A 13,169-nucleotide genomic window follows, 5' to 3' on the forward strand; every position below is an offset into this window, starting at 1 on the left:
CATCACCCGAACAGTGCGCTCAGTCCCGATAGTTCTTCCTCTTTCTCCTCTTTAGGTTTTTCTTCAACTTCTTCCTTTTTAGGTTTTTCCTCGACGGGTTTCATCTGTTCAACTGAACCGATCAGCTTTCTCAAATCCTCGTCAATAGCTGCTGGTTCGGTTTCTCCTACTCGCCTCGCAACAGCAAGCATCTCCGCATGTGCAATGTAAAGCAGTTTTGGAAGAACTTCGTCTGCCGGGAATCTGCACGCTACAGCAAGCCCAATCGCTTTCGCATGCGCTTCAGCGATCATTATTCCTATGGTTGTTGCGGTCGGATATCCGGAGTTCAGTGAAAGACATACGCCAGCCGCAACGGCATCCTTGACCATTTTTGATACTTTTTCTTCATCAATTTCTAGAATTTCGGGCGTGTAGATCAATCCGTCCTCAAAAGCTACTCTAATTTTTAATCCGAGCTCTACGGGCAATATTCCAAACTTCGCCAAGGCATCCGAAATTTCTTTTGTGATAACATCTCCAGCTTTCAGAAGCTTGCAGTCCTCTGTGATGACAACTCTTCCAGCCTGAATTCTCGCCTTTATCCCGACTCTCTGTAGCTCCCCCACGACTGGTCCTGGTGGTAGATCGGTTTCCCCAGCCGGGATTATTATATCGGTTGCGGCAATGCTTCCAGGTTTGGCTGGGGCTTTCCGAATGTTTCTGCGTAAGATAGCGTTTATCTCAAAAGGATTTTGATCGCTCAAAATCAAACAAGTCTGTCCCCTGACGTGATCGCGCAATTTTCTTATTTCTGGTTTGACTTCCGATGCCCTGTCCAGAGCGAGCTTGACGAGCGTATTTTTCGCGACTATCAGTTTAGCCTTACCCCGGAAAATCTGCCTTATTTGTTGGAAAAGCTCAGAGGGAAGGTTCGAGATATCAGCGATCCCTATTACTCTATGACTTATCATAAGGCGCGCCAGATCTTCCACAAGGTCTTTCTTCCACTGCGGAATTCTTTTTGAAGCGGAAATCACTTTACCACCACCTTAACGGGTTTGCCCATCGTTGTTTTAAGATAAATCGCCTTCAGCCTTCCTCCGGCGTCTGAAACTTTCTTCTCTATTTCCTCTATCACCGCCATCACGTTATCAGCTATCTTCTCATCATCCATGCTCTCATCGCCGACTTTTGTATGGAAGCATAATTGACCTTTATTCATTACTCTGATCGTCTTTCGAAGTCTCTCTATCAGCGGCGCGGGGTCGGCCGTGGAAGGGATAGGTCTCGGCATCTTCCCTCTCGGTCCAAGAACCGGTCCGAGGATCTTGCCTACAAGAACCATGAGGTCGGCCTGAGCAACCGTCATGTCATATTCCTCAACAAGTTTCTTTATTTCCTTCTTCTTACCCTCTAGTCTTTGAATTTCTTCTTTTCCGACAACCCTGTCCGCACCAGCTTCCCTGGCTCTTCTAGCTAGTTCTCCATCGGCGAAGAAGAGGATTTTCTGTGGTTTTCCAGGAACATGAGGCAGAGTTACATCTGCTGTTATTCTGCTTTCGGGTTTTTTCGGATTTAGACCTTCGACCGCTATGGAAATATCAAAACTTTGTTTGAACTTTCTTTCTCCCTTATTCTGCTTCGCCTTTGCTATGGCTTCGAGAATCTCCTTTCTATTGATTGTCATTCTTTAAGCACCTCATCATACTTTCCTTCATCGATTTCTTTCTGGACAATACGCGGATCCTTCCCCTCGACTGTTACACCCATGCTCACGCAGGTTCCAAGAACCTCTTTCACAGCAGCCTTGAGGGTCTTCGCCAAACTACTTCCACGCTTCATCTTTGCAATTTTGATAGCCTGCTCCATTGTGAGGTTCCCAAAAATCTCTTTTTGTGGTGCACTCGCTCCTTTCTCCAAGCCCAGCTCTTTCTTGATCAGAGCAGAAACTGGCGGAAGTCCAACTTTTATCTCATAACTCTTCGTTTTAGGATCAATGATCAACGTAACCGGGACTTTCATCCCTTCGAACTCTTGGGTTTTTTGGTTGATTTCCGCCACAATCTTTGCCACATTCAGCCCGAAGGGACCAAGGGCTGGGCCAATTGGGGGGCCCGGAGTTGCCTTGCCTCCTTCAATCAGCAACTTTATTTCTGGGGACATGGTTATCTCCTAACCTTTTCAAAAATAGCACCCACTGTTTAAAAAGATGCCCAGAGGATTTATTTCTTCTCTATGACTTTAATCATATCTACTTTGACCGTGACTGGAATCGGAAAGGTTGCCTCGATGAGTTCGATCGTAACCTCTTCTTTTGCTTCGTCTACTCTGATGACTTTCGCCCTATTTCCTTTTAACGGTCCAGTAGTTAATTCTACAAGGTCCCCGGCGCTCACTTTGATGGGTGGCGGACCCGGTGAGATGAAGGGTTCGATTTCTCTTAATGCAACCTCCTTCCTCACCACACTCTTTGCATGCTTTATTCCAGAACGGAGTTTCTCCACGACGGTGTGGTCACCCTCCACCTCGACAAAGACATAGCCCCTAAGTCCGTGTGGAACAACAACAGAGATAAACTCCTTGATGCCTTTACTCCTTGCTCTGGCGTAAATCATATCCGCCGTAGCTCTTTCTTGGCCAATCGTTGTCTTCACCGCATAGATCCTGACTCTCGGAACTTCCATTCCTCAAGCCCCCGAAATAATAGAGGCGACATACATAATTATAAATCCCATAGCTCCTATCAGCAAAAAACCTAGTCCGCTTATCTTTGTTATTCTACTGAATTCTTCTGAATCCGGTTTTCTGGCTATTTGCAACAGTCGTTTGCAATTTTGGATGAACTCTCCCATCCCTATATCTCCTTTAGTCCAAGATCGATTTCTATTTTTCTAGTTAGTTTCGGTTCAGCAGCATAGGGCGAATGCACTCCCGTGAGAACCACCATAACCTTGAGCGTTTTTTTCAAGTTTTCATCTATCTGCGCTCCCCATATCACTTGGCCTTCCGGATCAACAACTTCCGAAACCTTAGAGACAACTCTTTCCGCTTCCGCTACGCTGAGATCGGGTCCTCCGGAAACGTTTACGAGTGCTCCCTTTGCACCGGTCACATCGACGTCCAAGAGTGGGCTGTTAAGAGCTTCATTTGCGGCATCCTCCGCCCTGTTTGCTGTATCTGATTCTCCTATACCTATTGCCGCTATCCCGCTGTCTTTCATCACGGCTCTGACATCGGCGAAATCTAAATTCACGAGACCAGGCTTTGTTATTAATTCTGTTATCCCTTTGATGCTGTTCATGAGGATCTTGTCGGCGAGCTCAAACGCTGAGATGAGGGAGATATTCGGCGCAAGCTGCAGAAGCTTATCATTCGGGATTATGATGATGCTGTCTGCCACCTGCTTGAGCTTCTCAAGTCCTCGCCTCGCATTTTTCATTCTCCTCGTGCCTTCCACCGTGAACGGAAGTGTGACGACACCGACTGTTAGAGCTCCTAGATTTTTAGCAATCTCCGCAACGACTGGGATAGATCCTGTCCCCGTTCCTCCGCCCAGACCACATGTGACAAAGACTAGGTCTGCCCCATAGAGGTGATCCTTGATTACGTCTTCTTCTTCTCTGGCTGCAGCTTCCCCCTTGTCCGGATCGTTGCCCGCCCCGAGTCCCCGCGTAGTTTCCCTGCCGATTAAAATCTTTCTGTCCGCGACCGTGTAGAGCAAATCCTGTGCATCGGTGTTGATAGCAATCGTTTCGGCGCCCTCTATCCCAACCTTCGCTATTCTCGAAATAGTGTTGCATCCAGCGCCTCCGCAACCAACCACGAAAATCTTTGCCCTCGCCTCTCTGAGTATTTCCTCGAGCTCCTCTTGTGTCACGCCCTTAGGGGGTGCCGGACCTCTCGTAGGCACAGGGGAAATTCCGGGTTTCCAAATTCCTTCGGGATTAGGAGTAACACTTTTGCTCATATCATCCGCCTTTTGAACTAGACAAGTGTCAATTTAAAGTTTTTTAACGAGGAGGGAACCGGCTTTTACGACTTCTATTCCAAAATTTTCGGAAATTTCCAGACATATCTCTCTCTGTTCTCTTGTCGCACCTTTCCAATCGAGCACGATCATTCGACTAGAACTCTTTTCTAGAGCCAGTCTTATGAGTTCGACATTTGCTGGGGCATGTTTAGAAAGGATATGTCCGAATCCAATGTTCGACTCGAAAGATATTCTCGTATAAAGCGGAGAATAGTGCGGACCACCGACACCGATCGCAAATTTACATGGATGAGGGTCCAATGCGGAGAGGATCGCTCGGGCTACTGCTTCTCCAGCGTTTTCGTTAACCCACTCCTTTTCTTCGCTCCCGATCTCGACGAAAGTTATTGGAACGGCGAAGTCTCCTGGTTCATGGTGTGTGGCTTCTAGCGAAACTTGGTGAGGTAAATTTAAACGCGCCACCTGATTTCTAAGTTCAAGAAGAGCGGCACGAACGGTTGACGGAGATGCTGGTGGTAGTAGCGATTTTTCCGGGAGTCCTGGGACGTGCACGGTGAGCGAAGGCCTGCCCGACTGGCTTGCATGTCTGGATGCTACGATGACTTCATCAGTTCCGGAAGGAAGCGACACGGACTGAGGGCTCGTTTCGATGAGGAGAGCCTTTTGTGATGTGTACACACCTTTTTCGATCTCGATGAAGTTTCCGAGTCTGAGAAGGTGTCTTTTGATGTTCTGCGCGGCTGGGTCGCTTTTCGAAGCGAGAATGACTTTCTTTGGGATAGAGGAATCCTTCATCGTTTTACCATTCTTGTTTTATCCCTTGTTTCTGTTAAATTCTACGATTTTTTGTTCGACGTTTCACGATAAAAGCACCGATTGCGGAACCGATCGAAGTGAAAAAGATCACCGATGTGACGACTCCAAGATAGATATTCGAGAGTTCGGCGAGAGTCGGATTTTGATCGGCGAAGGTTGTTAGCAACGTCGCCAATATGGCCGCCGCCAGTCCTCTCGCGAAAAGAATAGAAATTACATCCCTTTCCTCTGCGAGTGGTGAACGGATCGTTGTCATTCTTACGGCTACGCTCCTCACTAGGTAAAGGAGGATTGAGAGACATCCGCCAGCCAAGAGGATTTTCAAGTCCCGGATGGAGAACATCAATCCTAGATAAAGGAAGAAGAACGTTCTGAGAATAAAGGTCACCTCTGTCTCGAATCTTCTGAAGCCCGCATCGACAAATTCTCCTCTTTTCACTCTGAATGCTCGGTAGACCCCTCTCTCGTTACCCAAGATGAGTCCGAAGAAAAGGGAGGAGAGAGCACCGCTGCCTCCAATCCACTCGGAGAAAGCGTAGACAATCAGGACGAGGGCAAAAAGGAGGACGTCGATATTTGGAGTTCCACGCAACCCGTAAAGAGAAGAAAGGCAGAGCAACCCGGCAAAGAGCCCGACAGCCATACCGATCAAAAATCTAGATCCGATATCTTTGGCAATCTCTGTAAATCCTACAGCCCCTGTGACTGCCTTGAGAGCCGCCAGAACGAGAACTACGCTGATGATATCGGTTATCACTGATTCAATTGTAACTATCGTTGAACAGGCTTTGCTCACCTTCATGCGTGATACGATGGCAATTACGATGACGCTACTAGTTCCGCCCAGTATTGCTCCGAGAATGATTGAATAAATGAAGGGTTTTCCCCACCACAGGAAGATCGCCGCGAAAGTAGCAACTGTGATGGAGCTGAAAACGTATCCGACAATCGCTAGCGCTATCGCACGGGGCCCTTCGACGAAAACTTGCTTCATGTCAAGCTTCATTCCGCTGTCAAAAAGAATCAGAACGAGCACAAGAGTGGCGAAGTATTGAATCCATGGGCTGAGGATTTCCGTGTTGATCAGCCCGGTGATCGGTCCGAGCAAGATTCCGAGGATTATGAGCGGAACGACATCTGGAAAGCCCGAGACTTCAAATATCTTGTCTCCCAGGAAAGAGAAAACGAGTATGACACCGACAAGCAGTAAGACTTCAAAAGGTTTTATCTCCCGGCGCATCGTTTGTCGGGATTGCTGAGATGCGCAGACTATAGAAGCCGTTAGAACGAGCACCGTTAGAATTAGCGGAAAAAATATAGATCTTCCAAATCGATCTTTTGATTTCTTGTACATCTAAACTAGTCTCGCTTAAATTATTAAAATTCGATCTCGGGATTAGCAGGTGAGATGGAGCGCAGCAGCAACCTTTTCTTTTTCACTCAAACTATTGTAAAGTTTCACAGCCTCTCCAGTTTTCGCTTCTATTAATCTTATTCCTTTCATCTCCAAGTAACGTTTTGTGGAGTCCGGAATCTCCATGCAACCAGAGTAACCGGTGCCCACGATCAGAACAGCAGGTTGGAATTTCAAAATTTCCTCGAGATCATCCACGTCAAGACGGTGGCCTTCTTTCCTCCACCACTTATCTCTGACCCTGTCTGGGAAGACGAGAACATCAGACGTGTAAGTTTTACCATCTATGATGATTCGTCCGAATTCGTAGCTTTCGATCTTCATCGCGAGTGGTGGGCCCGGAGGGATTCGAACCCTCGACCACCCGGTTATGAGCCGGACGCTCTAACCTGGCTGAGCTACGGGCCCCTATTCATCTTCTTTCAGTCGATTTATTTGATTGTTTCGGCATCATTAAAAACTCACAACTTCCAGTATTTTGATAAGCTTGAGAGTAAAGATTCTCTGCCACGGAGATGCTGACGGTGTATGTTCTGCGGCTCTTGTCAAGTCCCTCTTTCCTGACGCTGAAATAAAATTTACGAGACCGGTTAACCTTTTGCGGGATCTTCAAGAAATCAGACCGAATTACACAGTTGTGATTTTAGACATAGCGATAAACGAAACGCAAAAAGAAGAAATACTCGCAACGATTGGTGAGCTTTCCAAATCTGGCGAAGTAATCTACGTGGATCACCACCCTCTCCCCTACCGCACGCTCAAGAAAGACATACCGGCAACGACTCTCGCCCATGAGCTGGGTCCAAGCGCCTCAGAGCTGACGTTCAGGCTTTTCAAACACGGTTTCAGTCAGGAACATGAGCGTATAGCCCTCTGGGGTTCGATAGCAGATTATTGTGAGCAAACTTCCTTTGTTCAGGAGACTCTTGGAAGATATGATCGCCGGACGATTTACATGGAGGCAGGTCTCCTCAGCCAGGCGATAGGTGAGGCAGGTGGTGATTACGAATTCAAAAGGATGGTCGTCGAATCCCTCTCTAGGCTTGAGTTTCCATCTAGGATGCCGGAGGTGATCAGACGCGCTATTCAGGCTACTGAATCAGAGTGGGAGCTTTACAAGTACGTTAAGGCGAATGTTGAGAAAAGGGGTCCTCTCGCGATAGTCCGTGATCTGCCGCGGGGAAGTTTGGGAAAAGCCGCGATTTTTGCTGTGGGGATTACGGGCGCCGAGGTAGGTGTTTGCGCTAGGAGAAGCGGCGAAGAAATAGATATGAGCTTGAGGAGGAAACGCGACTCGATGGTTGATCTGAACGAGATTCTACGCAGGATAGTCTCAAGACTTGGAGGTTCAGGTGGAGGTCACAGCACGGCTGCAGGCGCAAGTGTACCAGTTAACCTCTTCGATGAATTCTTGGATGCACTCCAGAAAGAACTGACTCCTATCCTGAGAATTTAATCGAAAATTTCCATTTCCCTCCCGATGCCGCGCTCAAGAGCCTTCCGGTAAACCAACCAGTCTGTTGCTATATCTTGAACAGCGAGCCCTGTGGAGTCGAAAACAGTTATTTCGTCCTTGGATTCCCTGCCGGATTTTCTACCCGTCACGATCTCACCAAGTTCTGCGTAAATCTGGGATTTTTTGAATAAACCTTGAGAGATAGGTACATTAATCTCTCCACTGTGTGATGCTTGCTCAATGTCGTCAACCACCACCTTGGCCCTCCTTAATATTGCCGGATCCAGCTCCTGCTTCCCTGGTGCATCCGCTCCTATAGCGTTTATATGGACGCCTTCGGTTATCCACTCGTTCATCACAATCGGTTTCCTCGAAGGCGTAGTTGTTATCACGATGTCCGCGTTTCTCACGGCTCTTTCCGTATCATCAAAAACAATGAAGTCGGCATCTATCTTCTTTTCCATTTCTCTGCAGTATTCTTCGGCTTTCTCCCTCCTAACATCGTTCACCCGTACTTCTTCGATTTTCATGATTTCGGAGATGGCTAGAAGTTGGGTTCTGGCCTGAACGCCGGCCCCAACCATTGCTATGATTCTAGAATCCTTTCTAGCGAGATATTTGACCGCAACAGCTCCGGCCGCCCCAGTCCGCATGTTGGTTATAGTTGTGCCATCCATAACCGCTAGCGGAGTCCCGGTTTTCGGGTCGATGAGAACTATGATGGCCATTACGGTTGGAAGTCCGTATTTTCTCGGATTGTCCGGATGAGCATTAACAATTTTGACACCGGCAGCTCCTATGCTTTCGAGATAGGCTGGCATCACCCGAAAATCTCCGTTGAATTCTTTGAAGAAAACGTAGGACTTCGGAGGCATTTGGACTTTGCCCATTCCCTTTTCTCGGAAAGCTTCTTCAACAGCTTCTATTGTTTCTTTCATCGAGAGAAGGCTCTCGACTTCACTTTTCGTCAAGATCAGTACTTTTGGCATGTTTCCACGACTCTATTTTGATTTCTCTCATGGTTCAAAAATCTTCTTTAACAGTAAAACTTAAAAGAAAATTTAAAAAAATTTGGGGGCGCTTGTGCATGGAGGAGGGAGCAGTTCCGGTTTCTCTTAAAGAATGGGAACGGGTTGCTGCTCACACCCACATAACCGGCCTCGGTCTGGAAGGTCTAAAAGCAAAACCAGTGGCTGCAGGGATGGTCGGTCAGATCAAAGCAAGAGAGGCGGCAGGCTTGGTAGTTCATTTAGTTCGGAAGGGAAAATTTGCCGGACGCGCCGTTCTCTTAGCCGGACCCCCCGGAACTGGTAAAACAGCTCTGGCGATAGCCATCGCAAAAGAGTTGGGACGCGATGTTCCGGTGGTCCTTCTCACGGCTTCGGAAATCTACTCCGCTGAAATAAAGAAAACGGAGTTCCTCACGCAAGCTCTGCGGAGGGCTATAGGTGTTAGGATACGGGAGATGAGAAGAGTTTACGAGGGGAAGGTTGAGGAGCTTTCCATTCGACAGGAGCCACATCCCTACAATCCTTATGTCAAAATTCCGGTCGGTGGGACGATAAAGCTTGCCACGCTTGATCATTCTCAAAAACTTTCGATGGATCAAGCTTTTGCGATTTCTCTTATACGAGAAGGGGTGGAAACAGGCGACGTGATTCAGATAGATGTCGATGGTGGTAGGGTCGTCAAGTTAGGAAAATCGAGAGAAGCCGCGGAAAAAGAGAAAATTGATCTCTCCAGTGTTCAGGTTGTTGATGTTCCGAGCGGTCCCGTATTGAAGAATAAGGAGTTCGTCTACACGGTAACCCTTCATGATCTAGATCTTGCGCACTCCAGAAGCAGCATCAGCTTCTTTGGACTTCTTTTTGGTGGCGAGGGTAGAAAGGAGATTTCGGCCGAAACGCGTGCAACAGTAGATGAAACTGTTAAAGAATGGGTGGAGGAGGGAAAGGCCGAAATACTCCCGGGAGTTGTCTTTATTGACGAATGTTCTATGCTGGACATAGAAACCTTTGCATTTCTCGGTAGGGCAATGGAACAGGAGCTTGCTCCGATTATCATCTTTGCCACAAACAGGGGACTTACCGTAGTCAGAGGAACAGACTTTAAAGCTCCACATGGCATGCCACTGGATCTTCTGGACAGGCTTCTGATAATAACCACACAACCGTATACGAGGGAGGAGATTTTGGAAATATTGAAGATAAGAGCTAAAACCGAAAAAATAAATCTCTCGCAGGAGGCGCTGGAATATCTGGCACAAATCGGTGAGGCAAATTCTCTCAGATATGCGATCCAGCTTCTTGCTCCCGCATCCGAAGTCGCCATAGCCGAAGGCGCGAAGATCGTTGAGAAGAAACACGTGGAGCATGTAAGGGAACTTTTTGTAGACGTAAGCAGGTCGGTTCAATATTTGCGTGAGCATGAAGAACGTATGCTAAAGTAGGTCAATTTAAGTTTTGGCGCCGGGGGGAGGACTCGAACCTCCGACCTCACGGTTTCCGCACGGCCACGCGTCCGTTTTTCGAATGGAGGTTCGTTCTTCATTCGCGTCCGATTAACAGCCGTGCGCTCTACCTACTGAGCTACCCCGGCTCCATATACTAATCAATCCGGGATCATCTAATAAAAAGGACACTTATTGCCTGCTGATTTTCATCAATCTTTTCTTTATGTGCATGTACGCTTCTTTCAGGTTTTCTTTGTTGTCGAATTCCCTCACAATTTTTTCGAGCCTTCTCGAGCTCATGTGTCTAAGTTTTTTGACTTCCAAAATTAAAAGCGGAGCGGCTCGTACGATGTTGTCTACTATCGTTATGTTTGCAGCTACTGCTGTTCTCGAGAGAGGATTCAAGTCGACCGCTATTACGCATTTGCCCATTCTTCTCAGAGCTTCCGTTCTGTCTCCGTCTTCAAGTGGAACGAAAACGACGTCCGCCGAGTAGATTCCTCTTCTATCTACCACCCTTCTCTCACTATGGATTTCGTCAATTTTTGTGAAGTATCTTTTGTCGGTTCCAAAAATTTCTTTAGCTTCATGGGCCTTCAACCAGTCTGCAATAGCTTTGACTCTTTCGTCGGTTCTGTGGAAGAGATTGATTTCGATCCTTGCACCTGTCTCTTTTGCCAATTTTACAATCTCGTTTGGCACAAGCGCTGCAACATTTCCGTTTACAGAAATCACGGGTGAACGAGCTAGAAGAAGCATCGCGGCAGCAGCTCTTATGGCTTTCCTAGCGAAGGGACAGGTTTTTTCACCGAGAAGATAATCGAAAGCTTCTCCGCGTCCGTGAGCGATCAACCCTTCCGGGACGACGATCCCTCTTCTGAAACCCTCGGCTAATCTCTCCCTTATTTTTAAAGACCAAGCCCGAGGATGTTCTTCTGAAACCCAACTCTCCACGATTTTTCCTCTTCTCCAAACTCCAAAAAAGCATTTTTTAAGTCTTGTTGGTGATAATGAAGTGAGAGGATGGAAATAATCTGGCCGGTCTTTGCTCTGATTGTCGCAATAATCGCGGTCGGAGCATCGGCTTATTCTGGTACTCCGCTTACGATGGGGATTGCTCTTGCGACGTTGCTAGTTGCTGCAGCATCCGTTTATCTTTACATCTCCGCCTATCCTAAAAAGAGGTTCAAGGAGATACCGCTGGAGGATTTTTCGTGGTGGATGGATGCAGGAGAACCGCTTGCCTCGCTAAAGAGACTTGATCCAAAATCCATGGCAGTCCCGAGCGTTTTTCTCTCCGATCTCCGTCCCGTTGCTAAAAATGTTGAGCTTCTCTTTCAGAGGATGAGATTGATCGTTTGGAGGAGAGACTTCGCCGATCTACCGAGCGGGGACGTGATGACGGAGCTGGATACCGTTCGGAGTTTTCTGCGCGTCATGCTTCAAAGAATTGAGAGGAAAATGGTGCTAGAACCCGAAATCACCGGATATTTAACCGATCTGTCCAGCCGGATGAAGAAAATCGCTGAGAAACTCTCGGGATATGCACAGACTAAACCGGAAATTCTTCGTCCTTATGTGGACCCGCTTGCGAGAGCAGCCGATAGACTCGCGAGAGATCTTGAGATAGCAGCCAAAAATTATCAGGAGTTTGCCAAGGTTGCATTTGGGACAGGGTAGTCCTCGATGAAGCCTCACATAAACCTAGTTTTCATAGGTCACGTAGATCACGGAAAATCTACTCTTATAGGTAGAATGCTTGTCGAAACCGGCGTGATTTCTGAGAAGGAACTTCAGGAAGAGGCTGGCAGCTTCAAGTTTGCTTGGATAATGGATAGAGAAAAAGAAGAGAGAGAACGCGGCGTGACGATAGACGTGGCTTATCAGAAGTTTGAAACGTCGAAAAATATAATAACGATAATCGATGCTCCTGGGCACAGAGACTTCATAAAAAACATGATCACAGGGGCAAGTCAGGCTGATGCTGCGGTTCTTGTGGTCGCTGCCGATGATGGTATTATGCCGCAGACGAAGGAGCATGCCGTGCTGGCTTTCACTCTCGGGGTTGATCAACTCATCATCGCCATAAACAAGATGGATTTGGTGAATTTCGATCAGAACGTTTATGAGAAGCTGAAGAGGGACTTGCAGACTCTCCTTTCCAGCATCGGATATAAGCGGGCGGAGGAGTTTCCCTACATACCGATATCCGCTTTTCACGGGGAAGGAATAACCAAGCATAGCCCACGCATGCCTTGGTATAAAGGCCCAACCTTTGTGGAGGCTCTTGAGGCTCTTAAGGAACCGCCGAAGCCGGTCGACAAACCCCTCAGGATTCCGATCCAAGATGTCTATTCCATCACGGGTGTCGGGACAGTTCCGATTGGGAGGGTTGAGACAGGTGTGCTCAAAGTTGGTGATATGGTTGTTTTTGAGCCACCAGGTGTGAAGGGTGAGGTTAGATCGATAGAAATTCATCACCAACCTGTGCAGCGGGCGCTCCCTGGGGATAACATAGGTTTCAATGTGAGAGGGGTTTCGAAGGAGCAGATTAAAAGAGGAGATGTGGCGGGACATCCTGATAACCCACCGACTGTGGCTTCCGCGTTTACTGGAAAGGTTGTTGTTCTTTTTTCTCCGCCCGAGATCGCTCCCGGTTTCACACCCACTTTTCACTGTCATGCTGCGCACGCGCCCGGGCGGGTTGTTCAGATTTTGCAGAAGATAGACCCGAGGAGTGGTTCGGTTTTGGAGGAGACTCCCAGAGCTCTGCGCAAAGGGGAGGCAGGAATAATTCAGGTCCAGCTACTCAAGCCAATCGTTATCGAGAGGGCTTCCGACATTCCGCACATGAGCAGGTTCGCTATAAGACATGGGGGTCAGACATTAGCCGCTGGGATATGTATTGATCTCGTGCGTGCGAAATGAACTGGAGAAAATTTTATGAGTTTGTGTGGTTAGATAATTTCCGGGCGGCAGTAGTCTAGCTTGGTTAGGACACGAGCCTGCCACGCTCGTGACGCGGGTTCAAATCCCGCCTGCCGCACCAGAAGTTAAA

The 13,169-nt window shown here is 47.8% G+C and carries 14 protein-coding genes and 3 tRNA genes; 5 read left to right on the top strand and 12 right to left on the bottom strand.

What is annotated here, in order from left to right; translation table 11 throughout:
- Positions 1 to 2: 2 nt before the first annotated feature.
- From QXF64_01000 to QXF64_01040, 9 genes are all read right to left on the bottom strand, one after another.
- On the bottom strand, positions 3 to 1,019 hold the full coding sequence (locus QXF64_01000; protein MEM1689074.1) for a 50S ribosomal protein L10: 1,017 nt from the start codon (positions 1,017 to 1,019) through the stop codon (positions 3 to 5).
- Complete coding sequence (locus tag QXF64_01005) at positions 1,016 to 1,669, bottom strand: 50S ribosomal protein L1 (protein MEM1689075.1); 654 nt, start codon at positions 1,667 to 1,669, stop codon at positions 1,016 to 1,018. Before QXF64_01005 ends, QXF64_01000 begins: the two co-directional genes overlap by 4 nt.
- The gene (locus QXF64_01010) at positions 1,666 to 2,145 is read right to left on the bottom strand and encodes a 50S ribosomal protein L11 (GenBank protein ID MEM1689076.1); all 480 of its coding nucleotides are present in this window, start codon (positions 2,143 to 2,145) and stop codon (positions 1,666 to 1,668) included. Before QXF64_01010 ends, QXF64_01005 begins: the two co-directional genes overlap by 4 nt.
- Positions 2,146 to 2,204: 59 nt before the next feature.
- Entirely contained in the window at positions 2,205 to 2,666 is a 462-nt protein-coding gene (locus QXF64_01015) for a transcription elongation factor Spt5 (protein ID MEM1689077.1), read from the bottom strand.
- 170 nt (positions 2,667 to 2,836) lie between these two features.
- Positions 2,837 to 3,949, bottom strand: a complete 1,113-nt coding sequence (ftsZ, locus tag QXF64_01020) for a cell division protein FtsZ (GenBank protein MEM1689078.1) — start codon at positions 3,947 to 3,949, stop codon at positions 2,837 to 2,839.
- A 33-nt stretch (positions 3,950 to 3,982) separates the two neighbouring features.
- Entirely contained in the window at positions 3,983 to 4,768 is a 786-nt protein-coding gene (locus QXF64_01025; protein MEM1689079.1) for a D-aminoacyl-tRNA deacylase, read from the bottom strand.
- 34 nt (positions 4,769 to 4,802) lie between these two features.
- Positions 4,803 to 6,143 (bottom strand): cation:proton antiporter, encoded by a 1,341-nt coding sequence (locus QXF64_01030; GenBank protein MEM1689080.1) that lies wholly within the window; start codon positions 6,141 to 6,143, stop codon positions 4,803 to 4,805.
- A gap of 42 nt (positions 6,144 to 6,185) precedes the next feature.
- Positions 6,186 to 6,527, bottom strand: coding sequence for an Mth938-like domain-containing protein (locus tag QXF64_01035; GenBank protein ID MEM1689081.1), 342 nt, complete (start codon positions 6,525 to 6,527; stop codon positions 6,186 to 6,188).
- 6 nt (positions 6,528 to 6,533) lie between these two features.
- Positions 6,534 to 6,611 (bottom strand) — tRNA-Ile (locus tag QXF64_01040).
- A 79-nt stretch (positions 6,612 to 6,690) separates the two neighbouring features.
- On the opposite strand from QXF64_01040, the gene QXF64_01045 reads away from it, so the two are divergent.
- A complete protein-coding gene (locus tag QXF64_01045) occupies positions 6,691 to 7,659 on the top strand; it encodes a DHHA1 domain-containing protein (GenBank protein ID MEM1689082.1) in 969 nt (322 codons plus the stop codon).
- Here the strand turns inward: QXF64_01045 and ala are convergent.
- Positions 7,656 to 8,648, bottom strand: a complete 993-nt coding sequence (gene ala / locus QXF64_01050) for an alanine dehydrogenase (protein MEM1689083.1) — start codon at positions 8,646 to 8,648, stop codon at positions 7,656 to 7,658. The two genes, QXF64_01045 and ala, sit on opposite strands and share 4 nt — an antisense overlap.
- Before the next feature lie 98 nt (positions 8,649 to 8,746).
- Here ala and QXF64_01055 point away from each other — a divergent pair, with 98 nt between their 5' ends.
- A complete protein-coding gene (locus QXF64_01055) occupies positions 8,747 to 10,108 on the top strand; it encodes a RuvB-like domain-containing protein (GenBank protein MEM1689084.1) in 1,362 nt (453 codons plus the stop codon).
- A gap of 14 nt (positions 10,109 to 10,122) precedes the next feature.
- Here the strand turns inward: QXF64_01055 and QXF64_01060 are convergent.
- Together QXF64_01060 and QXF64_01065 are read right to left on the bottom strand one after the other, a co-directional pair.
- Positions 10,123 to 10,257: transfer RNA gene (locus QXF64_01060), tRNA-Asn, on the bottom strand.
- A 43-nt stretch (positions 10,258 to 10,300) separates the two neighbouring features.
- A complete protein-coding gene (locus QXF64_01065; protein MEM1689085.1) occupies positions 10,301 to 11,065 on the bottom strand; it encodes a 4-phosphopantoate--beta-alanine ligase in 765 nt (254 codons plus the stop codon).
- Positions 11,066 to 11,134: 69 nt separating this feature from the next.
- Between QXF64_01065 and QXF64_01070 the strand changes: the two genes are divergently transcribed.
- From QXF64_01070 to QXF64_01080, 3 genes are all read left to right on the top strand, one after another.
- Complete coding sequence (locus tag QXF64_01070; protein ID MEM1689086.1) at positions 11,135 to 11,791, top strand: hypothetical protein; 657 nt, start codon at positions 11,135 to 11,137, stop codon at positions 11,789 to 11,791.
- A 6-nt stretch (positions 11,792 to 11,797) separates the two neighbouring features.
- Positions 11,798 to 13,039 carry a translation elongation factor EF-1 subunit alpha gene (gene tuf / locus QXF64_01075; GenBank protein MEM1689087.1) on the top strand — a complete coding sequence of 414 codons (1,242 nt, stop codon included), beginning with the start codon at positions 11,798 to 11,800 and terminating at the stop codon, positions 13,037 to 13,039.
- A 44-nt stretch (positions 13,040 to 13,083) separates the two neighbouring features.
- Positions 13,084 to 13,160: transfer RNA gene (locus tag QXF64_01080), tRNA-Gly, on the top strand.
- The last annotated feature ends 9 nt before the right edge of the window (positions 13,161 to 13,169 follow it).

Source organism: Candidatus Hadarchaeales archaeon (genome assembly GCA_038823825.1).
Taxonomy (GTDB): domain Archaea; phylum Hadarchaeota; class Hadarchaeia; order Hadarchaeales; family Hadarchaeaceae; genus JAVZGN01.